Origin of the sequence: Xenorhabdus stockiae (genome assembly GCF_002632825.1) — a bacterium.
GTDB lineage: Bacteria > Pseudomonadota > Gammaproteobacteria > Enterobacterales > Enterobacteriaceae > Xenorhabdus > Xenorhabdus stockiae.
Genome location: NZ_NJAJ01000015.1, coordinates 3,055 through 29,746, shown reverse-complemented (window position 1 = coordinate 29,746; position 26,692 = coordinate 3,055). Strand labels below are relative to the sequence as shown.

General features: G+C 43.5%; 19 protein-coding genes and 1 other annotated feature. Of the genes, 15 read left to right on the top strand and 4 right to left on the bottom strand.

Annotated elements, in window-relative coordinates:
• Positions 1-443 precede the first annotated feature (443 nt).
• Positions 444-7,598 carry a Tc toxin subunit A-related protein gene (locus Xsto_RS09300; RefSeq protein WP_099124881.1) on the top strand — a complete coding sequence of 2,385 codons (7,155 nt, stop codon included), beginning with the start codon at positions 444-446 and terminating at the stop codon, positions 7,596-7,598.
• Positions 7,599-7,706: 108 nt separating this feature from the next.
• Here the strand turns inward: Xsto_RS09300 and mrcA are convergent, their stop codons facing one another.
• Entirely contained in the window at positions 7,707-10,238 is a 2,532-nt protein-coding gene (gene mrcA, locus Xsto_RS09295) for a peptidoglycan glycosyltransferase/peptidoglycan DD-transpeptidase MrcA (RefSeq protein ID WP_099124880.1), read from the bottom strand.
• Positions 10,239-10,362: 124 nt separating this feature from the next.
• Here mrcA and Xsto_RS09290 point away from each other — a divergent pair, with 124 nt between their 5' ends.
• From Xsto_RS09290 to trpS, 11 genes are all read left to right on the top strand, one after another.
• Positions 10,363-11,283: a type IV pilus biogenesis protein PilM gene (locus Xsto_RS09290; RefSeq protein WP_099124879.1), complete on the top strand. Its 921-nt coding sequence runs from the start codon at positions 10,363-10,365 to the stop codon at positions 11,281-11,283.
• Entirely contained in the window at positions 11,280-11,834 is a 555-nt protein-coding gene (locus tag Xsto_RS09285) for a PilN domain-containing protein (RefSeq protein ID WP_099124878.1), read from the top strand. The genes Xsto_RS09290 and Xsto_RS09285 overlap by 4 nt, the downstream gene beginning before the upstream one ends.
• On the top strand, positions 11,824-12,390 hold the full coding sequence (locus Xsto_RS09280) for a hypothetical protein (RefSeq protein ID WP_099124877.1): 567 nt from the start codon (positions 11,824-11,826) through the stop codon (positions 12,388-12,390). The genes Xsto_RS09285 and Xsto_RS09280 overlap by 11 nt, the downstream gene beginning before the upstream one ends.
• Complete coding sequence (locus Xsto_RS09275) at positions 12,387-13,472, top strand: secretin N-terminal domain-containing protein (protein WP_193756966.1); 1,086 nt, start codon at positions 12,387-12,389, stop codon at positions 13,470-13,472. The genes Xsto_RS09280 and Xsto_RS09275 overlap by 4 nt, the downstream gene beginning before the upstream one ends.
• A 402-nt stretch (positions 13,473-13,874) precedes the next feature.
• On the top strand, positions 13,875-14,396 hold the full coding sequence (gene aroK / locus Xsto_RS09270) for a shikimate kinase AroK (protein WP_038260059.1): 522 nt from the start codon (positions 13,875-13,877) through the stop codon (positions 14,394-14,396).
• Positions 14,397-14,441: 45 nt separating this feature from the next.
• Positions 14,442-15,530: a 3-dehydroquinate synthase gene (aroB, locus tag Xsto_RS09265; RefSeq protein ID WP_099124876.1), complete on the top strand. Its 1,089-nt coding sequence runs from the start codon at positions 14,442-14,444 to the stop codon at positions 15,528-15,530.
• Between the two features lie 173 nt (positions 15,531-15,703).
• The gene (locus Xsto_RS09260) at positions 15,704-16,645 is read left to right on the top strand and encodes an SPOR domain-containing protein (RefSeq protein ID WP_099124875.1); all 942 of its coding nucleotides are present in this window, start codon (positions 15,704-15,706) and stop codon (positions 16,643-16,645) included.
• A gap of 84 nt (positions 16,646-16,729) precedes the next feature.
• Complete coding sequence (dam, locus tag Xsto_RS09255) at positions 16,730-17,548, top strand: adenine-specific DNA-methyltransferase (RefSeq protein ID WP_099124874.1); 819 nt, start codon at positions 16,730-16,732, stop codon at positions 17,546-17,548.
• A 57-nt stretch (positions 17,549-17,605) separates the two neighbouring features.
• Entirely contained in the window at positions 17,606-18,280 is a 675-nt protein-coding gene (gene rpe / locus Xsto_RS09250) for a ribulose-phosphate 3-epimerase (RefSeq protein ID WP_099111050.1), read from the top strand.
• Between the two features lie 14 nt (positions 18,281-18,294).
• Positions 18,295-18,999, top strand: coding sequence for a phosphoglycolate phosphatase (locus Xsto_RS09245; RefSeq protein ID WP_099111051.1), 705 nt, complete (start codon positions 18,295-18,297; stop codon positions 18,997-18,999).
• 4 nt (positions 19,000-19,003) lie between these two features.
• Positions 19,004-20,029 (top strand): tryptophan--tRNA ligase, encoded by a 1,026-nt coding sequence (gene trpS, locus Xsto_RS09240; RefSeq protein ID WP_099111052.1) that lies wholly within the window; start codon positions 19,004-19,006, stop codon positions 20,027-20,029.
• Between the two features lie 102 nt (positions 20,030-20,131).
• Here trpS and yiiM read toward each other — a convergent pair whose 3' ends face one another.
• The 3 genes from yiiM to sodA all read right to left on the bottom strand — a co-directional run bounded on the left by yiiM (position 20,132) and on the right by sodA (position 22,022).
• On the bottom strand, positions 20,132-20,803 hold the full coding sequence (gene yiiM, locus Xsto_RS09235) for a 6-hydroxyaminopurine reductase (protein WP_099111053.1): 672 nt from the start codon (positions 20,801-20,803) through the stop codon (positions 20,132-20,134).
• A gap of 54 nt (positions 20,804-20,857) precedes the next feature.
• Entirely contained in the window at positions 20,858-21,280 is a 423-nt protein-coding gene (locus Xsto_RS09230) for an Exc2 family lipoprotein (RefSeq protein ID WP_099124873.1), read from the bottom strand.
• Positions 21,281-21,395: 115 nt separating this feature from the next.
• On the bottom strand, positions 21,396-22,022 hold the full coding sequence (gene sodA, locus Xsto_RS09225; RefSeq protein WP_099124872.1) for a superoxide dismutase [Mn]: 627 nt from the start codon (positions 22,020-22,022) through the stop codon (positions 21,396-21,398).
• A gap of 392 nt (positions 22,023-22,414) precedes the next feature.
• Between sodA and acs the strand changes: the two genes are divergently transcribed.
• The 3 genes from acs to actP all read left to right on the top strand — a co-directional run bounded on the left by acs (position 22,415) and on the right by actP (position 26,534).
• The gene (acs, locus tag Xsto_RS09220; RefSeq protein ID WP_099124871.1) at positions 22,415-24,370 is read left to right on the top strand and encodes an acetate--CoA ligase; all 1,956 of its coding nucleotides are present in this window, start codon (positions 22,415-22,417) and stop codon (positions 24,368-24,370) included.
• A 194-nt stretch (positions 24,371-24,564) separates the two neighbouring features.
• A complete protein-coding gene (locus Xsto_RS09215) occupies positions 24,565-24,876 on the top strand; it encodes a DUF485 domain-containing protein (RefSeq protein ID WP_099111057.1) in 312 nt (103 codons plus the stop codon).
• Positions 24,873-26,534 carry a cation/acetate symporter ActP gene (gene actP / locus Xsto_RS09210; RefSeq protein WP_099124870.1) on the top strand — a complete coding sequence of 554 codons (1,662 nt, stop codon included), beginning with the start codon at positions 24,873-24,875 and terminating at the stop codon, positions 26,532-26,534. The genes Xsto_RS09215 and actP overlap by 4 nt, the downstream gene beginning before the upstream one ends.
• Positions 26,535-26,608: 74 nt before the next feature.
• Positions 26,609-26,692, bottom strand: a sequence feature (5S ribosomal RNA rRNA prediction is too short).

Here is a 26,692-nt window from a genome sequence, read left to right as displayed (position 1 = left end):
ACAGCAGCGCTGATTACTTATCTGAATAATAGAAATTAATAATATAAATTTATGAAAAAGGGGGTATTGGAGACAACCATCTTTAATACCCATTTTTTCACTATACTGAGCATACACAAAAGCATTCACTTTATTAAAAATAACAAATAAACATATTTATTATTATTTAAAAATTAATACCCACAATCGCGATATTCCCCTGATAACCCCTTTATGATTTATTCAATAAACTCAATTTTTAAAACTCCCATTGAAATAAAATAACTTTTTAATAAACGATCAGATCCGGAATATATTTTAGGCTGGATAGCTCACAATAACAGGCCATAGTGTAGCCGTTTCAATAGCACCAGAAACATAACTTAATGTTATGAGAAAGGTGTTATGAAAAATAGAAGTGCCGTTTTCTTTTAATCGAATTTCTATTTCAAAGGTAATCATGTATGGCAAATAATATAAATTCACAGATTAGTTATAAGACACTCTTTAACGATAATCCGGATCTTTATTGTTTTCCGGGTTTACCCGAAGCCAATGACGGGCCGTTAGCCTATCTGGTTGAGCTATATCAACAGATTCAGATGTTTGAAAAAGACGCAGACAAAGAGAGTGCCCGTTTTCTCAGCCAACGGCGGACTGATATCGAAAAATTATTGCTTGATAGTACTAACCTCAATCAGACTAGCAGCCTGTTACCACTCGTCATTGAAGCTCTGGCCGAAAAAGTCAAAAATCATATCAATAATAATCAGCCTTTGACGCATTCTCTGGCTGATATTCATTACCCGCTTTCGTTGCCATTCCACTTTCCGCTAAAGCAAACTACAACCGTACTGGCAAAAAAAGAGATCCCATTACTAGATTTGATCCAACGGGCTGACAGCAAGTATCCCAATTTTATCGATGACAATCTGAGTGCTGACTCGCTGCAAACAGCAATGATGATAAGCAGCACACTGGCACCGAAACTTCAGGCATTATTGCTGGAAAAATCACAAAGCAGCCAAAAAGATTTCTTCGAAAAATATTACGGCCTAAAAGGAGATACAATCAAAGCCGCAGGATCTCTGGAGCGTCTCACCATATTCACTCAACAAACCGGCCTGACTTCTCAGGAAGCAGAATCATTGTTTGCGGTTAACGGAATCGCCGAAGAAACCAAGACTCACAGTATCGTCACCTACTCCAGTAACGTCACTAAACCGGATAATGCGGATAAACAATTTCCCTCCGGGGCCAACTATGCCGCTTCCTATATCAACGCAGGTAAAGCCCCTGCTCTCTATCTGGAAAAAACAAAAGATAAAGACACGGCAAAAGATGTTATCCGGATTAAAGAAGCCAGTAACGATAACTTTGACCGTATCCAGCGTTTCCTTCATATCCAGAAAGCATTAAAACTCAGCTATGAAGATCTAGATCTATTATTGGTAACAGCCAGTAAAGCAGAAAAACAGACTGAGTTTTTAATAACAGAAGCAACTCTGCGCACGTTGGGGGTATTTCTGCATTTTCAGCAGGAATATAACGTCAGTGCAGAGCAATTTGCCGCTTTTATCGGCCAAGTAACCCCCTACTCTCTTGAGAATAAACTCTCTTTCTTTGATCAGCTTTTCAATGCTCCGGGATTGTCACAACAGGCATCTTCTTCATTTGTGCTGGTTCTGGATGATAAAGAATTTGATCCCGCCGCGACCGAAGGTATTGATGCACTGACTATCAACCAGTTATGCCGGGGGTTGAATATTGATGATGCAACCTGCCAGATATTACTTTCTTTCGTTATGCAGGCACAGAATCTGAGCAAGCCCAAACGTTCGCTGGATGTGGTTTCCGCACTGTATCGTCTGGTTGCCATACCCCGCATATTGCGCATGTCAGTGAAAGAAAGTTTAGGTCTATTGTTGCTATTGAACCGCGATAATCCGAACTATCTGCAACAACTGGCAGGTATTCCGGTATTAGCTAAGGACGCTAAAGCCATTGATATTCTCGATGTACTTATCGCTGTTATGAATGCCACGCAATGGATTAAGCAGCATAATCTATCCCCCTTGTCCCTTAACCTATTACTGATGCCTTATCAGTCCGGCAGCAATACCTCTGCTGATATTGAAAATATTGATTGGATTAAAAAAATCAGATCCGTTATTCCCAGTGCAAATGATGCCATGCTGAGTGAAGATAAAATCGCTTCTGCCATGCAGGGCTTTCAGGCAAAAAACACATCCGTCATTTGGATGACTGCGCTCGCCAAACTGGTGGATACACAATTCGGTATTATTCTGGACAGTGTAATTTCAACTAGCGGGGAGAGCGAAAAAGCCCTGTTCAATGAAGTGAATAAAATACTCAAAGATCTGGCTCAGGAAGCCGCATGGAAACAACAGGGGGATATCTGGACGCAAAATCTGGTAACGTTACTGACCAATGCGTTTATTGCTCAGCAAGATCTCATTATTAACGCCGTTAACCATGTATTTGGCATTGATAATACACTTTCCCTACCGCTATTACGCTGGACAAACAACAAACAAGCTGATTTTCTGCGTAATACCATAGCACTGTCCCGCAATTTAGGTGAGCAACAACGCAAAGATAAAGCCGTTGCTGCATGGTACGATCTCAACCGTTACGCCGCGATTTGCAATATATTCAAACTGACAGAAAAAAGTATAGAAACCCTGATTGACCATCCGGATTGGTTCAAACTGCAAAAAGATGGCAAACTCCGCGCTCTTGATCTGACCTTCCTTCATCGCCTGAGCCGCTATAGCGACTGGCTGAATTTATTACCTGAGAATAAAACGGAAGACGATGTTATTTATTACCTGCGTCAGGCCAACCAAATCGGTCAGAATTCATCTGCCACAAATGTCTGGAGCATAGAACAGGCAGCCGCCAATCTGGCTGAATTGATAGGCTGGTCAGATAAAGAAATCCTTCGCGTAACACAATACTTTGCGCCGAAAGTGGCACAAAACATTGTCGGCATCAGTAACGTGATGCGGCTAAAAACACTAGCAGAGAAAAGTGAAATGTCAGTTCAGCCGCTATTAGATGTGGCTAAACTGAGCACCGCATCCGGTTATGATCACTGGCATCAGGTCAGTAGTGCCTTATTTGCAGCCATTAAACCAGAAGATCAATCTCGGCCAGAGGGTATACTCAATGAGCTCTGGCGTGATGCACTGGTAGATTACCTTTTACGACGCTGGGCACCTTCTGATGATTCATTGTCAGATATCGTCACCATTGAAGACCTTTCAAACTATTTTCTGACTGACATACAGGTTGCCGCAGAAGTTGATACCAGCCGGGTAGCTTTCGCTATCGCCAGTTTGCAACGCTATTTGTTCCGGCTCTTTTCTCATCTGGAAATGGGCTATGATGCCATTCCCATTACTGATGAAAGAATTGAATACTGGAATCGCTATCTGAGTCAGTATAGCCACTGGCAGGTTTGGCAACGACAAAGAAACTTCCCGGAAAACTTTATTGACCCGACTCGCAGGTTACGTAAAACAAAGGCATTTAACGATTTAGAAAATGATTTGGGCCAGTCCCGTTTAAATAACGATATGCTGCAAACAGCTATTCTGCGTTATCTCACCGAATTTGAACGGATCAGTAATCTTCAACTCATCAGTGGCTATATTGATGGCACAGATCCCACGAGTGATCGCTACCACTTTATTGGCAAAAACAATTCTGAACCAGTGGAATATTACTGGCGAACGCTTGATATCAGTTTGCGTGACAGCAATAACATCATTAGCCCACTAGCCTGGAGTGAATGGGAAAAAATCACCCTGTCTTTATCAGGCACCTTGCTGGCAATCCGGCCCATTGTAATTTCTGGTCGCCAATATGCTATCTGGGTTGAACGTGAAGCCACACCTCTCATGGGAGCCGATCAAAAACCAACGGATTACCGTGCTATCAACGTAAAATTTACTTTCAAGCAAAGCAACGGTGAATGGAGTGCACCCAACGAATTATTCCGTCTGGATGGCACCGATGCTAACGGTGAATATCCAACTAAAGACGGTAAGCGGATCCCTGATAATGAAAACCATTATTTGAAGGATGAAAAATACAAGCCCGCTCTAATCGCAATGGTAGACGTACAACGTGAAGAAGATCCCTGGATGGGCGTTCTGTTATACGATACCAAAGAAAAAGACAGCAGCGCATGGGTAAAAAACAAAGATTATTATCTGGAGCTACGAGATTTATTATTAGTAGATAAAAAGACGCTTGATGATGAAAGGAAGATTGTCGAAACGTGGTATAAACTGTTTAACAATCCTGATACCTTACAACATCATTATGCTGGTACAGAGAAATTTGTAATTGTTAAAGAAATTGAGGCAAAAACCAAACATAGCTTCTTTAGTCTTAAGCCATTTAGATCTCCAATTCTGACTTTAGATGTCAGATTAGACCCAACGAAAACCAAACTTCTATTAATGGGTAAGAACTCGCTAATCAAGTTTGACACTAATAATCAGGCTGCGTCAGTTAATTCCAATAAACTCCCTACCAAAGAACTCCAATGGGTAATCAATACTGATGACATTCATATTGAAGCTCAAATACCGGCCAGTGACACAGGTCTTAAAACCTTTAATTTTCAATGGAAAGGGCAAAACACCCCAACAGAAGTATTCACTATAAGCTATGGCGAAACAAAACTTTTCCAGTTATTACCCAATGAGTGGAAAGAAAATAAAATTATTAAAAGTTGTGATCTTTCATGGGTTAGCGGGAAAGTATTCCAAAAAAGCATTCAATGGGATGCTAAAAGTGACAAGAAACTCTCAATCTCAATTGAGGGAAACAATACTTCTATCGCCAGTAAGCAATACCAGACTAAAAATGAAAAGTTTGCACAATCTTTTTTTGTTATGGGAACTTATCCACAAGAAAAATCACTATTTGGCCAAGAAGTATATCTTAATGGTCAGGCATCAACGGGAGAAATACCATTTTCTCTTAAGCCAGACACTAAAAAATATTATTTTATATTAGGTTCAATTTTTATGTTGGATCAAAATAATCCAGAAGACACCTCAAGATTTGTCGAGAATGTATACGAGGTCACTATCGGAGAAAGCGACAAAATTCCCTCCATCACATTGCAGCGAAGCAAACAACAGGCACAATATCTCGATATCAAAACATTAGGATTCAATTCCACTGCCATCAGATTAAACACACTATTTGGCAAACAACTGGTCTCACGAGCCACCCAATCCATAGAACGAGTTCTGGCATGGGACTCCCAATCATTACCCGAACCCACCTTAGATGACAAATCATCACTAACCAAAGTCGATTTTAACGGGGCTAATGGGCAATATTTCTGGGAACTGTTCTTCCATCTCCCTTATCTGGTTTCAGCCCGGCTCGGTGACGAACAACGTTTCTACGATTCCCGCCGTTGGTTTATCAACTATCTGTTTGACCCTTATGGCGGCATTCGGATGTGGAATTCTCGCCCCATTATTGAAAGTGGCAGTAATCTTCCATCATCATTCAACGAGATTGATCCGGATACAGTCGCTTACAGCCAGCCTGTCTATTACCAGAAATCCCTATTCCAATACCTCATAAAACTTTGGATGCAGGAGGGAGATTACCTTTATCGGCAACTGACCAGAGACAGCCTCAACGAGGCCGGTTTACTTTACCAACAGGCGCAGCAATTGCTCGGGGCATTACCGGAAGGCATGGATGCAACGCGCTGGTATCCTGTGACTCTGGACAAGATAAAAACGAGCTTTAAACAGAATGTGCGAGCTATTGATAGCTTATTTATATCCCCTTTCAATACCCAACTCATCGAACTCCAGCAAACACTGAAAAATAGACTGTATAACCTGCGTCATGGGCTGACAATTGATGGCAAAGCATCATCGTTGTCACTTTATGCCAGTGCTGCCAATCCAGATAATTTAACGCAGAGAAATACAGGGTATGCCACCAGCACCCTCAGCAACATGCAGCAGCAAATTCCGCCATATCGCTTCCCAATCATGTTAAAACGCGCCAGTGATGCCGTGAAACAGCTTACTGATATGGGGCACCGATTACTTCAGGCTACAGAAAGCGAAGTCAATGCAGAGCAAGAGGTACTGGAACAATCACAATTGATTAGGTTGTCTGAATTTGCCATTGAACTGCAACAAGAGGCTGTCCAGATGGCCCAAATGGGTAAGGCAACACTGGAAGAAAGCAAGAAAATGGCTCAGGAGAGATATGATCATTATCACAACCTGTATGAAGAAAACCTTTCTTCTTTGGAAATCTCCGCCATCAGCATGAAAACCATGTCAGAAGTTGCCAAACTGGCTGCCGCTCCTTTCTACGTTACTGGTGCCGCACTAGAAGTTGTCCCCAACATTTTTGGTATGGCAATGGGAGGGGCTAAATATTCGGCCCCAGTCACCACTGCGGCTATCATCGCACAACTTACTGCGGAAGGATTAGATATTGCCGCCGAAAGGTTGCAGGACGGTGCAGATTACCAACGTCGCCGTCAGGATTGGGAAATTGAATACAAGCAGGCTCAAAGTGAAATCAATATCATTGAGATGCAGTTGAAAGAGCAGGATCTGTTAATTAAGAGTGCCCAGATTGCTCTGCGGGAAGCTCAGGCTCAGCAATCCACAGCCCGTGAGCTGTATGAATTTATGACCACCGGATTCCTGATCGTTCCCACCTACCAATGGCTGATGGGGCGTCTTGCTGCCCTGTATGCTCCGGCTTATGACGCAGTGTTATCCATGTGTCTGATGGCAGAAAGTAGCTGGCGCTATGAAGTCGGAGATTACAAACGTCAGGGCTTTATCAAAACGACGGCATGGAACGACTCTTATCGTGGGCTACTGGCCGGGGAATCATTACAGCTGGATCTGCTGCAAATGGAAAACACATGGTTACAGCGCAATGAGCGCCGTTTGAATATTAAGAAAACGGTCTCCCTCAGTTCACTACTAACGAGCGGCGGGTTAAGAAAACAGATCGATAATAAACAATCCATCAGCTTTACCCTGAATCCAAAACTGTTTGACGACAATTATCCCGGCCATTATCTGCGTCAGATTAAACGGATTTCCGTCTCAATCTCTCTGGATACTCTGAATCTTGGCTCTGTCCTGTCATCAGAGATTAGTGCGATCCTGACCCAAACCAGTAGTTCTACCTTAACCCATCCGGATATGGACGGAGTTAATTGGCTCTATGATCCAAACAGGAAAGCAGGTAACAGCAAAAATGTGGTTAATAATCTGCGCGCTCAACAGCAAATCGCTCTTTCTTCTTTGAGTGATGATGATGGCAGTGTGGCGAAAGAAAATTGGCTATATACCCTGATGTTTGATGATGACCGTTACCTGCCATTCGAAGGTACAGGCGCTATTTCCACCTGGACACTGGAATTCCCTGATCAGGATGTGATCGATAACATATTTTATTATCCGGGGCTTGTTCCTGTGTGGCGGTTAAAAGATATCAATATTCATATTCACTACACCGCTGTAGATGGCGGTAAACCATTCGCAAAAGCTGTGAAAGATAAAATGAATAAATAGCCCTTATGCTATAAAAATTGATAAATAACCTATAACAAAAGGCTCCGTCAGGAAACTGACAGAGCCTTTTTATCTCAGTTTAATACCTGCGCAGGCACCTAAAACTGATCAGAACAGTTCTTGGCTTTCACCATTCTCAATGACAGTCGTACCCGCCTCTGGTACAGAATATTCTGTCGGTTGAGTGCCCTCAATAAAATATTCTGCACGGGTATTTTTTCCACCGCTAGAGAGCTTACCCGTAGCCCGATCAATCGTGACAGACACAATGCCTTGAGGAGCCTCCATCAGTTTTTCAGGCACTCCTTCTAATGCCATTTTCATGAAGTCATCCCAGATTGGCTGAGCCGTTTTCGCTCCACCTTCTCCTTTCAGAACCGGAGTACGTCCCAGACTTCTGCTGTGCTCATCAAAACCAATCCAGACTGTTGCCACCATATCCGGCCCGTAACCAGAGAACCATGCATCTTTCGAACTATTGGTTGTCCCGGTTTTACCGCCAATATCACGACGCTTTAAATCTCGGGCGGCGCGCCAACCCGTTCCCATCCAGCCCGGTTCACCAAAGATGTTGGTTTTCAGGGCATCATGGATCAAAAATGCCAGCGGTGTGCTGATAACATGCGGTGCATATTGCTGATCATCAACGTACAGATTAGGCGCGACACTTTCCAGATCCGGCTGTGGTAGTAACACGGGGTTTTGGGAAACATCGGAATGAGCTACGTTCTCAATCGAATCTTCGGACAGCTCAATAGAGCGTGTTGTATCCCCGTAGATCACCGGAATATCAGTACATTGTGGGCAGGCAACCTTAGGTTTCGCTTCATACAGAATTTTCCCTGCATCATCCTCAATTTTGTTAATGAAGTAAGGATCAACCAGATAGCCACCATTCGCCATCACTGCATAGCCGCGTACTAACTGCATTGGTGTGAAAGAAGGTGAGCCCAGCGCCAGTGATTCTGTGCGGACAACATTCTCTCCCGGTAAGCCAAAGCGTTTCAGATAGTCAGCCGCATAATCGACCCCCATCGCACGCATAGCTCGCACCATCACTACGTTCTTGGACTGCCCCAGTCCCTGACGCAAACGAACTGGGCCATCATAGGTCGGAGGCGAGTTTTTCGGGCGCCAGTCCGTACCTGCACCGGCATCCCAACGGCTGATAGGTGCATCATTCAGCAATGATGCCAGCGTCAGCCCTTTATCCATCGCAGCGGTATACAGGAATGGCTTGATATTGGAGCCAACCTGACGCAATGATTGAGTCACGCGGTTAAATTGACTTAATTCAAAATTGAAACCACCAACCAACGCTTCTACCGCACCATTTATTGGGTTAATGGAGATCAACGCTGCATTCACTTCCGGTAATTGAGCCAGCCACCAGACGTTATTGACCTTTCTGACCCAAATCTGCTCACCAGCCCGAATGACGCTATCCACACTCTGTGGTGCCGGCCCTTGCAGGCTGTCAGTTTTGAACTGACGTGCCCAGCGGACTCCTGCCATCGTCAGTTCAACTTTGCTGCCATCTGTCAGCATCACTTCAGCCTGAGTAGCATTAGATTTCATGACAACCGCAGGCAACAAGGGGCCATATTTTGGTAAGGTTTTCAGCTTATCGGTAATCTTAGACTGACTCCATGCAAGCTGGCCTCCCTTCCATAACACTTCCTGAGCACCGCGATAACCATGACGCATATCATAGTCAATCACATTAGTACGAACGGCATCGACAGCAGCCAACTGGATTTTGCGCGTCACCGTGGTATAGACCTTATAACCATCCGTATACGCATTTTCGCCATAACGGTTAATCAGATCCTGTCTGACCATTTCAGTCAGATAAGGTGCAGAAAACGCAATCTGCGGAGTGTGGTAACTGGCAACTAATTTCTCACTTCTAGCCTGATAATACTGCTGCTGAGTAATGTAGCCCTCTTCCAGCATGCGCCCCAGCACCACATTACGGCGGTTGGTCGCACGCTCATAAGAATACAGCGGGTTTAAGGTTGAAGGTGCTTTCGGCAATCCGGCAATCATCGCCATTTCACTTAGTGTCAATTCATTCACGTTTTTGCCGAAATAAACGTGCGCTGCAGCGCCGACACCATACGCACGATAACCAAGATGGATCTTGTTGAGATACAGCTCAAGAATTTCATCCTTGGTTAACATCTGCTCAATTCTAATCGCCAGAAATACTTCTTTCGCCTTACGAATCAAAGTCCTTTCCGGAGTAAGAAAAAAGTTTCTCGCAAGCTGCTGCGTGATGGTACTCGCTCCCTGAGACGCGTGCCCCGAAGTCATCATAATGGAGGCAGCACGAATAATACCTATCGGATCAACACCGTGGTGTTCATAAAAACGGCTATCCTCTGTGGCAATAAAGGCTTTTACCAACAACGGAGGCATTTCGGATAGGGTAAGCGGTATGCGGCGTTTTTCGCCATATTGAGCGATGAGTTCGCCATCAGCACTGAACACCTGCATTGGTGTCTGTAATCGGACATCCTTTAACGTCGCGACATCCGGTAACTGTGGCTCGATATATTTGTACAAACCAAAAATCGAGGCTGTTCCCAAGAAAATGCAAAAAACGACAAGGATCAAAAAATACTTTATGAACTTCACCTGAAATTTCTCACGCCATGTTAATGAGGCAGTTTATAAACGATTAGTACGTAGTATAAAGGCTATACAACACGATGAATATGACCTTTCATTAATTACTAATCACTGATAAGGAAATCACTATATGTACCCAGCTACATGGTATATCGGCCTGGATATCCATAATCATTACATTCGTGCGCTTGCCGCCACTAAACGCCGTCACGGCTGGCAATTCCGGCACTGCTGGCACTATTCTTTATTTAACGAAACATCTTTATTTAATGAAACATCGTCATTTAGTGAAACTCCCTTATTAAATAAGGTACCAAACACCCCTATCTCAGGGGGATGGTTACAGTATCCAGAAAAATTACGCAAAATTTTAACGCAGTGGCGGCAAATATTACCTAACAAGGTTAAATTAAGGCTGGCACTACCTGTTCAACAAACATTACAGAAACAAATTCCTCTGCCTCAGCACATCTCATTACAGGAGCCGGAACTCGGTTGGTTTGTCCGTGCTAACGCCGAAAAGCAATTCCCCACCACTGATCTGGCTCTCGATTATCGGGTACATGGGCAACAAATCTGTATAAGTGCAACCCGCCAAAAAGACCTCAATTTCTGGCTCAGCCTGCTCGCAGAAATCGGTTTATCACCCGATGCCATCGATATTGCCCCCTGCGCATTACGCTATGTAGCCGAACTTGCCGGAATTCCCGGTAACAGCTGGCTGGTTCATCAACGAAAAACTGACTGGTTATGGCTGGCCCCGGCGAGCCTGCCTTTCAGTTATGGGCTGATATCAACTCAGTCTCATGCCAGTCTGAAACAGGTCATTAACCAGCTCCCCATTACTCCGGGCAGGGAAAATTACCCGATTTATTACAGTGATGAACAATCCACCAGCCTTACTCCCATAACGCAGCAGGCCGCGCCAGCAGAATCCGTTCAGGTTTGGCACCTACTGTCAGCATTTTGCCATTACCAGCCCCCAATACCGGAAAACATGGGTGCTTTCATGATAGCGGCAGGATTAGCACTAAGACCGGATGACCAATGATGCATCAGGTGAATTTTCTACCCTGGCGACAGGCAAGGCTTAAACGTCGGTGTCATAAATGGGGGATATTCCTCGGGTTACAACTGTTCCTGTGGGTTGCCGCTCTGGTAATCATTTCAATAGAGCAAAAACAACAAATTGAACAATATCAAAACCAATTTACTGAAAATAGCCACCAACTTGCGCAATTAAAACAAACTATTAGTGAAACAGAGCAGGCTGTTCAACAGCAACAACAACTGTCTCAACAATTAGGGAAAAAACAGTTATTCATGGAGCAGAATCAGCGATATTTACAACTATTTCGTCAGCTTCCTCACTTATTACCGGAAAAAAGCTGGCTAACCACATTCAGTGATGATTCCGGCCAATTAGTTTTTGCTGCTAATAGTCAAAGCTATGAAGATGTTTCTGATTTATTGGATAACCTGACAGGCAATATTTCACTTATTAATGTCCAATTGAAAAAAATGACAACGATACCTGAAGACTACCTCCGAGTATTTACCATTGATGCTGAGTGGTTAATGGGGAACAGTAATGAAAAATAATTATCTGGTGTGGTTATTTCGCCCTGCATGGCAATTATTTTTATTACAGCAATTGGTGATCGTTCCTCTTATTTTGGGATTCTATTTTTTTATCTGGCAGGGCAATAAAGATGCCATTCATTCTTTTCGCTCCAAAATAGCAGGACAGAAAAATGATATCGCATTATCTCAAACCCGTTTTTCCGAACTACCGGATTTAACCGAACTTCACCAGCAGATCCAACAGATAACCGCTAATCTCGACTCAAATAGTCACATAACATCATCCCCGAAAACGACGGTACTTAAACGGCTCCACCAGCCTTTAACCCGTTCCGGCAGCCAACTGATGGAATGGAAAAGTCACAAAGAAGGTCATCAGGTTTTATGGCATATCATATTGTCACTGACCTATGAGCAATTACTCCGCTTTCTGAGTGAAATTCAGCAGTTACGGCCCTTATTGCTGATTAAACACCTCACAATCACCCCCGCCGATAATGGCCTGACCGTCCGCATGGTACTGGCAGATATGAGTCATGAGGAAAATATAAATCATGAGGAAAAGCAACAATGAAGAATTGTGTTTACACCTTACTGGCACTCCTGTTTTTATCCTTTTTCAGTTGTGCGGAAGATACTGAACCGGAAGAAGCGGCTTTTTCCATAAATGTAAGAGATCCTTTCCAGCCGCCACACAATCCTATCAATGAAAATACGGCAGATGAAGCAACGGAGTTCCATCAGTCAGAACAGGATGATCAGGAAATCGAATATCAGGTTATTACCCTGCAATACGCTGATGCAGGAAAAATAACAGAACAATTGCAAAAAAATACCCCAGCGTTGCTGACAAAATGGGGAAAAGTAGAACATGATGCTTTAACAAACAGCCTGATATTAGAAGATAAATTTGATGCTATTACTCGCATCAAAAACTGGCTGAAAGAAGTGGATACACCACAACAACAAGTACAAATTACAGCGCATATTGTCACCAGCAGTAGAGAAGCACTGCATGAATTAGGTATTCACTGGGGCATTACCGCCGATCCACTAAATCGGGCACTAGGGTTTAACCGCCTGAATCTGCATCAACCTGCGGGTAGCCAAAGCCATCGTTTAGTGCTGAATGCAGCCCGTATCCATGCCACTCTGCTGGAAATGGAACTCAGTGCATTAGAACAAGAAAATCAACTGGATATCATTGCCAGTCCACGACTGACAGCCTCACATCAGCAACCTGCCAGTATCAAACAGGGTTCTGATATTCCTTATATCGTACAGAATAAGGATAAAACAACGATTCAGTTTAAAGAGGCCGTATTGGGGATGGAAGTCACTCCACACATTTTAAAGAACGGAAAAATCCGGTTAATACTCAAGATCAGCCAGAATGCACCCGGCCTTCCCATTAATCAGGGAGGAAATGAAAATCTGGCGATTGATAAACAAGAAATAATGACACAAGTTACCGTTAGAAACGGTGAAACACTTATTTTGGGCGGTATTTTTCAACAGAAAAAAGGCGCCAGTCTGCAAAAAGTGCCCTACTTGTCAGAAATTCCTATATTGGGTGCATTATTTAACCAACAGGGAGAACGACATAGCCGAAGGGAGCTCGTAATTTTTATTACACCTCAATTGACTGATATTTAACCACCATGAAATATAAACATATTTATCAGTTAGTTAAATGCAACATATGTGATTTAATCGCCCGATTATCAGCCATTTTCCTTGGTCTGACCTGTTTATGGATTTGACGCTGAGGGCAATTTAGCATACAAGGATTATCTAATTGAGTGAGCAGGTCTCTCATTACCAGCAAAAGCCTACCAAAATATCCATGGGTAGGGTTACAGTCAGCCAGAAAAAAAGCATGAACCTGATTCAATCGGTTCGTGCTGATTTATATAGTTGCAATATAGGCTGATGTGCTGAGATAATTTTTCCATCTGATCTCACATTTCACTCATGAGGTTTCAGTTTAGGTCCCGCGGCTAATCTGATTGGCGGGGCGGGTTATCATTAACAAATAGTCTTAGTAATACCAAAAACATGGCAGAGAAACGCAATATCTTTCTGGTTGGGCCTATGGGTGCCGGCAAAAGCACTATTGGTCGTCAGTTAGCTCAGCAACTCAATATGGAGTTTTACGACTCCGATCAAGAAATTGAGCGACGTACCGGAGCTGACGTGGGCTGGGTATTCGATGTGGAAGGCGAAGAAGGCTTCCGTGAACGCGAAGAAAAAATAATTAACGAACTGACTGAGAAACAAGGCATTGTATTGGCAACTGGGGGGGGTTCTGTTAAGTCAAAAGAAACCCGCAATCGTCTGTCTGCCCGTGGTGTTGTCGTCTATTTAGAAACAACTATCGAAAAACAGTTAGCTCGTACCCAGCGCGACAAAAAACGCCCTTTACTTCAAGTTGATGCACCAGCACGTGAAGTTTTAGAAAATCTGGCTGATGAGCGCAATCCTCTGTATGAGGAGATTGCTGACCTGACTATACGTACAGATGAGCAAAGCGCCAAAGTTGTAGCTAATCAAATTATTGAATTATTGGAAAAAAATTAATTTCCGCGGATTCAATCCGTTGCAAAAAATAAGGCGAAAGCTGATATGGAACAAGTGATTGTTACGTTAGGTGAAAGAAGCTATCCAATTACCATCGCCCAAGGGCTGTTTTCGAGCAGTGAAGCATTCAGGCCCCTGCAATCTGGTCAGCAGGTCATGATAGTGACCAATGAAACACTGGCTCCCCTGTATCTTGAACAGGTGAAATCCACATTGCTGAATATGGGCCTTCGGGTGAATGAAGTTATCTTGCCTGACGGTGAACAATACAAATCACTTTTTGTGCTCAATGATATATTTTCGGCCTTACTGGAAAATAATCATGCTCGGGACACAACGCTTATCGCTCTCGGTGGTGGTGTCATCGGTGATATGACGGGTTTTGCTGCTGCCAGCTATCAGCGCGGCACCCGTTTCATTCAGGTGCCCACCACTCTACTTTCTCAGGTTGACTCTTCTGTTGGTGGAAAAACCGGAGTCAACCACCCCCTCGGTAAAAACATGATTGGGGCGTTTTACCAGCCCGCCTCTGTGGTCATTGATCTCAACTGCTTAAATACCCTGCCAGCCCAAGAGCTGTATGCAGGGCTGGCTGAAGTGATCAAATATGGCGTGATCCTGGACGGTGAATTTTTCAACTGGCTTGAAAACAATATCGAAAAATTATTGGATCTCGACCATCAGGCTATGGCTTACTGCATTCGTCGTTGCTGTGAGCTGAAAGCCCTTGTTGTTGCAGCGGATGAGCATGAACGCTCAGGTATGCGGGCTTTATTAAATCTCGGCCATACTTTCGGGCATGCGATTGAAGCTGAAATGGGATACGGAGTCTGGCTGCACGGGCAAGCAGTCGCAGCAGGGATGGTTATGGCTGCACGGGCTTCTGAGCTTGTTGGCTCATTCTCCGGTAAGGATACACAGCGCATCATCAGTCTGCTGGAAAGAGCAAAACTGCCTGTACATGGCCCGTCAGAAATGCCTCCTGAAAATTATTTACCTCATATGATGCGCGATAAAAAAGTCACTGCGGGCAAACTTCGGCTGGTATTACCCACAGCTATCGGGAAAGCAGAACTTCGTTCTGATATCAGCACCGATGTCATATTAGAAGCCATCCGACGTTGTAGTGAATGACCCCTAATTTTCTGGCTGTTTGCTATAAAATAGCTACATTGATAGATATATCCGATAGATTTTTCAAATAATGGGTATAATGTGAACAGCTTCAGTTAGGTATGGCCGCCAAACCTATCACTCCGTTATCAGTCACATAGCAATTGGCAGTATTATCTCAGCTGGGAGGGCATATGGACGAATTAAAATCAGAAAATAAACAAAAAACAGAAAACGAGTTTAAACCCGATACATCTGATCGTCCCACTCAGCGATCACGCCCCCAGAAGCAGAATCCAAAACTGGCAATATCCCGTCAACAAATGATGATTGGGGCCGGTATCCTTGTGCTTCTACTGCTCATTATCGCTATCAGTTCTGCCCTGAAATCACCAACAGAACATGAAAAGCAGCAGTCATCAAATTCAGTCGAGAAAAGTATTAACCTATCCGGCACTTCATCATCTTCCGACAATGAGCAAAATAGCGCACAGGAAGCACCATCCACATCTGCCACTGACCATCCGCATGAAATCGGCATGCCGCCAATCAGCAGTACCCCTAGTCAGAACCTTTCCCCGACCAGCGGAACGGGTGGCTACAACCAACGTATCGAATTACCCGGTGATATTTCTGATGCTTTAAATCAGCAACAGAGCAATATCAACAATGCGGTACAAAAAAATACGGAACAGGAAAACCAACCATCCTCACAACCGACACCACAACAGAGCCGTGTAAAGCAGACGACAGTAACGCCGGTTGAACAGCAAAAAACCGAAAAACAACATAAGGTAGCCACGAAACCCGCAACTACTGACCATCAGACAAATAAGCAAAGTACTGCAAGTATCGGTGAAGACCTACTGAAAGTACCGGCAAATCGGTTTACACTCCAGTTAAGTAGCGCCAGTCGCCCGGATACCTTGATTGCTTTTGCGAAAAAGAATAACCTTTCCCATTACAAAGTTTATGAAACTAAACGTAATGATAAGGCATGGTTTATTTTGATCTACGGTAGCTACAATTCCGCTTCAGACGCCAAAAAAGCGATTGCCTCACTCCCTGTAGACGTTCGGACACAAAAACCCTGGGTAAGAAAACTACAACAGGTTCATCAAGATCTGAAAAAATAAAACTATTTTGATTAGGCGCTGATATGCTGTCCTAAACAGAGTACAATCTGCGACTCTGAAATTATTGAATACTTTATTGACGGCATGAAAAAAAAACGCGCTTTCTTAAAATGGGCCGGTGGAAAATACCCCTTGGTGGATGATATTAAACGTCATCTGCCAGAGGGCGATCGCTTAGTTGAGCCATTTGTTGGCGCAGGCTCGGTATTCCTGAATACCGATTATGATTCTTATCTCTTATCAGATATCAATAGTGATCTGATTAATCTGTACGATACGGTAAAATTTCGTGCGGATGAGTTTATTGATCATGTCCGTCCCTTATTTTCACCAGCATACAATACGTCTGAAACCTTCTATCGCCTGAGAGAAGAGTTCAACAAAAGCAAAGATCCATTCCATCGCAGCGTGTTGTTTCTGTATCTTAACCGTCACTGCTATAACGGTCTGTGTCGCTATAATTTACGCGGCGAGTTTAATGTTCCTTTCGGACGCTATAAAAAACCTTATTTTCCGGAAGATGAGCTGTATTGGTTCGCTGAAAAATCTAAGAAGGCTACTTTTATCTGTCAGCATTATGAAGTCGCATTAACTAATGTCCCAAAAGGCTCAGTGGTTTACTGCGACCCGCCCTATGCTCCTCTTTCAGCAACCGCAAATTTTACAGCCTACCATACAAATAGTTTTAACCTGACAGACCAAGAAAATCTGGCGCGGCTTGCCTATAATCTTTCGTCTCAACACGGTATTCCGGTGCTCATATCCAACCATGACACGCCGATGACACGTGAATGGTATCATCATGCTTCCCTTTACATTGTTAAAGCCCGCCGGACAATAAGTAGAAATATTCTTGCCCGCAGTAAAGTTGATGAACTTTTGGCGTTATACTGCCAGAAGTGATTGAGGTTTCCTGCCCCTGAAATAACGGGGATAAACAATGAATTGGAGAAGAGAATAATGAAGAAAGATTTTCTGATTGCCCCATCCATTCTATCTGCAGATTTCGCCCGTCTGGGTGAAGATACCGCAAAGGTGCTGGCTGCCGGTGCTGATGTTGTGCATTTTGACGTTATGGATAACCATTACGTACCAAACCTGACAATTGGCCCGATGGTCTGCCAGGCACTGCGCGATTATGGTATTACCGCTCCCATTGATGTTCATCTGATGGTGAAGCCTGTAGATCGCATTATCCCCGATTTTGCTAAGGCCGGTGCAACCTATATCACTTTCCATCCCGAAGCGAGTGAACATATTCACCGGACACTACAGCTGATTAAAGATCATGGCTGTAAAGCTGGTCTGGTATTCAATCCGGCAACACCTCTCAGCTATCTGGATTATGTACTGGATAAACTCGACGTTATTTTGTTGATGTCAGTTAACCCCGGTTTCGGCGGCCAGTCGTTCATTCCGGAAACCCTACATAAATTGCGTCATGTCCGTAAAATTATCGATGAAAGCGGCTATGATATCCGTCTCGAAATTGATGGTGGTATCAAAGCCAACAACATCGCTGCGGCAGCTCAGGCTGGTGCAGATATGTTCGTTGCAGGCTCTGCTATTTTCAGTCAGCCTGACTATAAAGCAGTCATTGATGAAATGCGCAGTGAGTTATCAACAGTGGCATAACGACAGGCAACATGATGAAAAAAAATGTAGCACAAGCAATTCAGGCCATTGCATTCGATCTGGATGGAACGCTGGTAGACAGCGCCAGTGGGCTGGCAGATGCTCTGGATCAGGCCTTACTCACCAAAGCTCTGCCCGCAGCAGGCAAAGAACGCGTTGCTGTGTGGGTGGGTAATGGCGCGGACATCATGGTTGAACGTGCCCTGAAATGGGCTGTCGGAGAGTTTTCCCCTGAACTGTTCAGTGAAGTCCGCAGTCTGTTCGATAAATTCTATGAAACTACCGTCACGACGGGTAGCAAACTGTTTCCTCATGTCAAAGAAACACTGGCTGAGCTGGCAAAACATAACCTGCCGATGGCGATTATTACTAATAAGCCGACACCTTTTATTGCACCATTGCTGGAATCTCTTGGTATCAGTCAATACTTTTCACTGGTACTGGGAGGAGACGATGTTAAACAGAAAAAACCGCACCCTGCACCACTGTTTCTGACAATGGGCATGTTTGGTTTAAATAAAGATGAATTGCTTTTTGTTGGTGATTCCCGTAATGATATTTTGGCTGCACAGGCGGCAGGCTGCCCTTGCGTTGGCTTAACCTATGGATATAACTATGGGGAATCAATAGCATTAAACCACCCGGATTATGTACTAGACAATTTTCCGGATTTACTACCAACAATTGGATTACCAACTTTGAACTTACAGGAAGCGTAATAAAATGAACGAACCCACAGCAACGAAACAGAAACCTATTGTATTCAGCGGCGCACAACCCTCCGGTGAATTGACCATCGGTAACTACATGGGAGCGTTACGTCAGTGGGTTCAGATGCAGGATGAATATGATTGCATCTATTGTATTGTTAACCAGCACACCATTACCGTACGTCAGGATCCTGAAGAACTGAAAAAACGTACGCTGGATACGCTGGCACTTTACCTTGCCTGTGGTATCGATCCAAAGAAAAGCACTATTTTCGTACAATCACACGTACCTCAGCATAACCAGCTAGCCTGGGCACTGAATTGTTATACCTATTTCGGCGAACTCAGCCGCATGACACAGTTTAAGGATAAGTCCGCCCGTTTCCCGGAAAATATTAACGCGGGTCTGTTTAACTATCCTGTCCTGATGGCTGCTGACATTTTGCTTTATCAGGCTAATCAGATCCCTGTAGGTATTGATCAGAAACAGCACCTTGAATTGACTCGTGATTTGGCACAACGTTTTAATGCTCTTTACGGTGAGATTTTCACGATCCCGGAACCTTTCATTCCGAAAGAAGGCGCTCGTGTCATGTCATTACAAGAGCCGAGCAAAAAAATGTCTAAGTCTGATGATAACCGCAATAATGTCATTGCTCTATTGGAAGACCCGAAATCTGTTGCCAAGAAAATCAAACGTGCAGTCACCGATTCTGAAGAGCCACCTCGTGTCCGCTATGATTTGGAAAACAAACCGGGTGTTTCCAACTTACTGGACATTCTGTCAGGTGTAACAGGCAAAACCATCCCTGAATTGGAAGCAGAGTTCGAAGGAAAAATGTACGGCCACCTGAAAGGTGCGGTTGCAGACGCAGTGTGTGAAATGCTGGCTGACTTGCAGGAACGTTATCACCATTTCCGTAATGATGAAGCTCTGCTTAACCAAGTCATGGCAGAAGGTGCAGCAAAAGCACAGGCTCGTGCTCAGGAAACCCTGAATAAGGTTTATGAAGCAATTGGGTTTATTACCCATCCGTAATAGCAGTTACATGCCAAAGGGTTATTAACGCTGACCCTTTGGCATATATACATGGCTTAAGTAACAAGCGATTGAATACCTGTTTAAAAATAGAAAATTTACTTATTTTCCAAATAAGCGGTGACTAAAACTCTCTATTTTTCCAAGTAATATCCGCTTCTGCATCGTGAGATTCCAGCTGGCAGATAGCCCGGCAGCTCCCATTAAACGACGATATTGTTCTTCATCAAATGGGCTATGAAAAGCAATGGAAATAGCTTCTTTCACAGAAACATCACTATTCCGACTGAGAAGCTTTATTGGTTCACCCGCACAGGTTACACCTGAAGAGATCACACGGTATAACCAGCCGCAATAGCCTCTGTCTTGCATGATGGCAGCAAAATTCTCAATACCGGTAATGATATTAAGTTTATAACAAGGCGAACGAGGCTGAGTTACCTGAATAATTGTCTCTCCCCACTGGAAAATGTCTCCGATATAAACGCTCTCTTCTGTCATCCCTTCCGTTGATATATTTTCACCAAAGAGCGGGGGTACAAATAACTCCATTAATTCAGGGAATTGCCTTTTCCAAAATAGATAATGTTCCATCGGATAATGGCAAAGTGCACGATCTGGCCCGCCATGAAAGCGGGCTTCTGCCTGTTCATCACCTTCCAGTCCCAGAGAAGTAAGCTGTAAACTGCCATTTACCAGCAGTTTATTGATTGCAGAGGAACCCAATTTCTCGGAGGAGATTATTTTTCCTCTATATATCTGTGGGTAATACATTTCCATTTCTCCTCAATAAACACATAATGAACAGACAGTCAGTAAAACAATCGGTTAGTTCCGACCTTCATAACCATCCATATAAGTAGCAGATATAGCTTCGGACATTGCCTTACGCCATTTTATTGAAGGGCCTTCGCTGCTCTCATAAACTCTACCCTCAAAATGCGATGTTCTCCGAATTGAATTCATGAATTCATCACCTTTTAAATAAATTACTCGTTGCTGCGCCTCTTCGGGGGATACACCTGCTTCTCTGTCTTTTTTACCCAACTGCCAGAATTGTTCAAAAAATGGTACTGAAAGCTCGATACTATCGTAGATTTTAGTTCTGAAATTGGGGTCAAAATCATCATTAGAAGCATAAACAAAATGCTTGGCATTACGTTCGGCACTTGTTTTGGGCTGCGCACAGCCAGACATTAGTAGGGAGGATACTATAAGGGTTGTAATCGTTATGACAGCGTTCTTTTTCATTATGTGCCTTTAATCGCGAAACAAGAAAAAATCGAATGATAGCGAAAATTATGACCAATAAAAATGCTGACCACGGTTATGATCAGCACTTTTTGAAAGATGAAGATAATAGCTGTTATTTAATTTTTTCTTCGTAACGCCTTGCTGCTTCATCCCAATTTACGACATGCCAGAATGCCTTAATATAATCAGGGCGGCGATTTTGATATTTAAGGTAGTAAGCATGTTCCCATACATCTAACCCTAAAATGGGATAACCGGAAGTACCGGAAATTTCTTCTCCCATCAACGGGCTATCCTGATTTGCAGTAGAAACAACATCAAGTTTTCCATCTTCTTTCAGTACCAGCCAAGCCCAGCCAGAACCAAAACGGGTTGCTGCTGCCTGTTCGAATTTTGTTTTGAAAACATCAATGCTGCCAAAATCTCGTTCTATCGCTGCTTTTAAAGCACCGGATAACGTCGTATCTAATTTTAGCCCTTTCCAGAACATGCTGTGATTTGAATGACCTCCTGCGTTATTACGCATAAAAGTACGTTTATCAGCCGGGATTCTGTCAAGCTGCTGAACCAGATCATCAATGTCCAGACCAGCGAGTTCAGGGAAATTTTCCAGTGCGGTATTGGTATTTGCAACGTAGGTTTGATGGTGTTTAGTATGATGAATAAGCATCGTTTGTTCATCAAAATGAGGTTCCAGTGCATCATAAGAATAAGGCAAGGAAGGTAATGAATGACTCATATTAAATCTCCAGTTGTTTAAAATACATACACCCTTTATTTATTGGGGGATGAAGATCACACCTTGTAAGCAACAGGATTATTATAGTGAATCAAACGGTAATGAAAATGATTATCAATTCCATATTGTCACTGTGGTTTCCTTTCCTTTTGTATTTAATCTATAAATAAGAATAAATAACCAAATAGAATCCAACAGTTAGTTAATTTTTCCAAAAATGAGATTATGAATAACGGTATATTTTATATAAATACACCGCATTAAATGTTCCCTTCATAACATTCATTATCTCTATTGCGTGATCTTCCGCGCAAAAAAGAAACAAAAATTCTTCTTACACTTTAGTTAACCTTGTTTTGACATAGTATTAACAATTGCAAGGAGATAAAAATATGACTCAAATAATTAAGCACCCTATTCCTGCTGACATCGCAGAAACAGCCCTGATAAACAAACAACAATATCTGCAAGAATACCAACGCTCACTACAGGATCCTGAGGGGTTCTGGGGAGAAAAAGGTAAAATTGTCGATTGGATAAAACCTTATACAAAAGTGAAAAATACCTCTTTCGACCCCGGGCATATCAGTATCCGCTGGTTTGAAGATGGCACACTTAACCTAAGTGCTAACTGCCTTGACCGCCATTTACAGGAGCGAGGCCATCAGACTGCCATTATCTGGGAAGGAGACAATCCGGCTGAATCCAGACATGTTACATATCAGGAGCTATACCACGATGTCTGCCAGTTCGCCAATGTCTTGAAAAAACTCGGAGTCAAAAAAGGCGATGTTATCGCTATTTATATGCCAATGGTGCCAGAAGCCGCTGTCGCCATGCTGGCTTGTGCCCGGGTTGGCGCGATTCACTCCGTAATTTTCGGCGGCTTTTCTCCTGATGCAATTTCCGGTCGAATTATCGATTCAAATGCGAAGTTAATCATCACAGCCAATGAAGGTTTACGAGCTGGCCGAGTTGTTCCGCTGAAAAAAAATGTCGATGAAGCACTAAGCAATCCGGCTGTGACAAATGTGACTAATGTTGTCGTCTTCAAACGTACTGATAATGCAACAAACTGGCATACCGGGCGCGATCTCTGGTGGCATGAATTAACCAAAGAGGTTAGTTCAGATTGCCCTGCTGAAGAGATGAATGCCGAAGATCCGTTGTTTATTCTTTATACATCCGGTTCAACAGGTAAGCCTAAAGGTGTTCTACATACCTCTGGTGGTTATCTGGTCTATGCATCTTTGACATTCAAATATACGTTTGATTACCGTCCCGGCGAAGTTTACTGGTGCACAGCTGATGTAGGCTGGGTAACCGGCCATAGTTACTTGCTTTATGGTCCGCTCTCCTGTGGTGCAACAACCTTAATGTTTGAAGGAGTACCAAACTATCCCGATGTGAATCGTCTCTGTCAGGTTGTAGATAAACATCAGGTCAATATCCTCTATACCGCACCAACCGCCATTCGAGCGTTAATGGCAGAAGGGGATAAAGCTATTGAAGGCACCAAACGCACATCATTACGCATCATGGGTTCAGTGGGGGAACCCATCAACCCAGAAGCCTGGGAATGGTACTACAAGAAAATAGGCAACAGTAAATGCCCTATCGTCGATACATGGTGGCAAACAGAAACAGGTGGATTCATGATCACACCGTTGCCCGGAGCAACCGATCTCAAAGCTGGATCAGCCACACTGCCATTCTTCGGCGTAAGCCCGGCAATAGTCGATAATACCGGAGAAACCTTAAGCGGCGAGAGTGAAGGTAATCTTGTCATTACCGATTCATGGCCGGGGCAAGCTCGTACATTGTTTGGTGATCATGACCGTTTTGAGCAAACCTATTTTTCTACCTTCAAAGGCGTTTATTTCAGTGGCGATGGTGCCAGACGAGATGAAGATGGTTATTACTGGATTACTGGTCGTGTTGATGATGTGCTGAATATTTCAGGCCACCGATTGGGAACTGCAGAAATTGAATCTGCGTTGGTTGCTCATCCCAAAATTGCGGAAGCGGCTGTTGTCGGGATACCACACCGTATTAAAGGGCAGGCAATTTATGCTTATGTCACATTAATTCATGGTGAAGAACCTTCTCCTGATTTGTATGCAGAAGTCAGAAGCTGGGTTCGCAAAGAAATCGGCCCAATTGCGACTCCGGACATCCTGCACTGGACTGATTCTCTGCCAAAAACACGTTCAGGAAAAATTATGCGGCGTATTTTACGCAAAATTGCTTCCGGTGATACTGGCAACTTAGGTGATACTTCCACTTTGGCTGATCCCGGCGTTGTGGAAAAATTATTGGAAGAAAAGCAATCCATAATGATGCCTTAATGTATATGCCATAAGGCACATATAGTTCATATGCACGCCGCCGCAAGGCGGCTTGGTAAGCATAATCAAAAAATACAGAACTGTTCAGGGACGTGACAGATAGTCATGCATTCTCTCGAATGTTGCTGTCCGTATCTGGCAACCCTCAAAGTTGTTTAAGGTTCGTCCTTTAATACCTAAAAGGAGATAGCCTGATGAGTACCGATATTTATCAAGAAATCGAAAACAACCCTCACTTTAAAGAGTTAATTGAAAAGCGTGGGCGTTTTGCCTGGTTGTTATCTGCCATTATGTTAATACTTTATGTTGGTTTTATTTTCCTCATCGCTTTTGCTCCTGGATGGCTTGGCACTCCTCTTTATGAGGGCTCCAGCATGACTCGTGGTATTCCTGTGGGTGTCGGTATTATTTTTATTTCTTTTATATTAACGGGGATTTACGTAATCAGAGCGAACGGTGAATTTGATCGTTTAACCTCAGCTATTCTCAATGAGGTGAGAAAATGAGAAAACTTGTCCTATCAACAATCGCGTTATTTTCTTCCCTCTACCCCATCCTCACTCAAGCAGATGCCATTTCAGGTAATGTAGAAAAACAACCTTTAAATATTCAGGCAATCATCATGTTCCTGTTATTTGTCGGGTTCACACTCTACATCACTTATTGGGCATCAAAACGGACAATTTCACGTTCTGATTACTATACCGCAGGCGGGCGGATCACTGGCTTCCAAAACGGTATGGCGATTGCTGGCGATTATATGTCTGCAGCATCATTTTTGGGGATTTCAGCGCTGGTTTATACCTCCGGTTATGATGGCCTTATTTATTCCATTGGTTTTCTTGTCGGCTGGCCGATTATTTTGTTCCTAATCGCAGAACGATTAAGAAATCTGGGCCGCTACACATTCGCTGATGTTGCTTCTTACCGACTAAAACAGCGCCCAATCCGTACATTATCAGCAGTAGGCTCACTGGTTGTTGTTGCTTTATACCTGATTGCACAGATGGTTGGAGCAGGAAAACTCATCGAGTTGTTATTTGGGCTGAATTATTACATCGCTGTGGTTTTAGTTGGTATTTTGATGGTTCTGTATGTGCTGTTTGGCGGAATGCTGGCAACAACATGGGTGCAGATTATTAAAGCAATCCTGTTATTGGCCGGTGCCACATTTATGGCGTTGATGGTCATGAAAGCCGTAAATTTCAATTTCAATACTCTGTTTAAAGAAGCTATTGCCGTTCACTCAAATGGCCAAAAAATTATGAGTCCCGGGGGATTAGTTTCTGATCCAATATCTGCGCTTTCTTTAGGATTAGCGTTAATGTTTGGTACCGCAGGTTTACCACATATCATTATGCGATTCTTCACCGTTAATGATGCCAAAGAAGCACGTAAAAGTGTTTTCTATGCCACCGGATTTATCGGCTATTTCTATATTCTGACATTTATTATCGGGTTTGGCGCAATACTGTTAGTCAGCCCTAATGCTGCATTTAAAGATGGTACTGGCGCATTGCTCGGTGGAACTAATATGGCTGCTGTTCACCTTGCGACTGCCGTGGGTGGTGATTTCTTCCTCGGGTTCATCTCTGCTGTCGCCTTTGCCACCATTTTAGCTGTAGTTGCGGGATTAACACTTGCAGGTGCCTCAGCAGTTTCTCATGACCTCTATGCAAATGTGATTAAACAAGGTCAGGCTAATGAACGGGATGAATTAAGAATTTCGAAAATTACGGTTGTTTTTCTGGGGATTATCGCTATTGGGTTAGGTATTTTATTCGAAAAACAAAATATTGCCTTTATGGTCGGTCTGGCTTTCTCTATTGCAGCAAGCTGTAATTTCCCGATTATTTTGCTGTCAATGTACTGGAACAAACTGACAACACGAGGTGCACTCATAGGCGGGTGGTTGGGATTAATAATAGCTGTTGTGCTCATGATCCTAGGCCCAACAATCTGGGTTAGTATTCTTGGACATGAAAAACCCATTTATCCCTACGAATATCCAGCTTTATTTTCCATGATTGTGGCATTTGCTGGTGCGTGGTTCTTTTCTATCACTGATACATCAGAACAAGGCCAGCAGGAACGCGAAATGTTTCGCAGGCAATTCTTGCGTTCACAGACAGGAATTGGAATTGAACAAGGAAAAACACATTAATTTCTTCAGGTTTAAAATGCAAAAAAGCCATCCGGTGAAGGATGGCTTCTCTGTCAAAGTGATGTCTGGCAGTTCCCTACTCTCACATGGGGAGACCCCACACTACCATCGGCGCTACGGCGTTTCACTGCTGAGTTCGGCATGGGGTCAGGTGGGAC

Coding starts and splice junctions, on each gene's coding strand:
- Xsto_RS09300 (WP_099124881.1), top strand. CDS start 444: ATGGCAAATAATATAAATTCACAGATTAGTTATAAGACACTCTTTAAC.
- Xsto_RS09290 (WP_099124879.1), top strand. CDS start 10,363: ATGTACCCAGCTACATGGTATATCGGCCTGGATATCCATAATCATTAC.
- Xsto_RS09285 (WP_099124878.1), top strand. CDS start 11,280: ATGATGCATCAGGTGAATTTTCTACCCTGGCGACAGGCAAGGCTTAAA.
- Xsto_RS09280 (WP_099124877.1), top strand. CDS start 11,824: ATGAAAAATAATTATCTGGTGTGGTTATTTCGCCCTGCATGGCAATTA.
- Xsto_RS09275 (WP_193756966.1), top strand. CDS start 12,387: ATGAAGAATTGTGTTTACACCTTACTGGCACTCCTGTTTTTATCCTTT.
- aroK (WP_038260059.1), top strand. CDS start 13,875: ATGGCAGAGAAACGCAATATCTTTCTGGTTGGGCCTATGGGTGCCGGC.
- aroB (WP_099124876.1), top strand. CDS start 14,442: ATGGAACAAGTGATTGTTACGTTAGGTGAAAGAAGCTATCCAATTACC.
- Xsto_RS09260 (WP_099124875.1), top strand. CDS start 15,704: ATGGACGAATTAAAATCAGAAAATAAACAAAAAACAGAAAACGAGTTT.
- dam (WP_099124874.1), top strand. CDS start 16,730: ATGAAAAAAAAACGCGCTTTCTTAAAATGGGCCGGTGGAAAATACCCC.
- rpe (WP_099111050.1), top strand. CDS start 17,606: ATGAAGAAAGATTTTCTGATTGCCCCATCCATTCTATCTGCAGATTTC.
- Xsto_RS09245 (WP_099111051.1), top strand. CDS start 18,295: ATGAAAAAAAATGTAGCACAAGCAATTCAGGCCATTGCATTCGATCTG.
- trpS (WP_099111052.1), top strand. CDS start 19,004: ATGAACGAACCCACAGCAACGAAACAGAAACCTATTGTATTCAGCGGC.
- yiiM (WP_099111053.1), bottom strand. CDS start 20,803: ATGTATTACCCACAGATATATAGAGGAAAAATAATCTCCTCCGAGAAA.
- Xsto_RS09230 (WP_099124873.1), bottom strand. CDS start 21,280: ATGAAAAAGAACGCTGTCATAACGATTACAACCCTTATAGTATCCTCC.
- sodA (WP_099124872.1), bottom strand. CDS start 22,022: ATGAGTCATTCATTACCTTCCTTGCCTTATTCTTATGATGCACTGGAA.
- acs (WP_099124871.1), top strand. CDS start 22,415: ATGACTCAAATAATTAAGCACCCTATTCCTGCTGACATCGCAGAAACA.
- Xsto_RS09215 (WP_099111057.1), top strand. CDS start 24,565: ATGAGTACCGATATTTATCAAGAAATCGAAAACAACCCTCACTTTAAA.
- actP (WP_099124870.1), top strand. CDS start 24,873: ATGAGAAAACTTGTCCTATCAACAATCGCGTTATTTTCTTCCCTCTAC.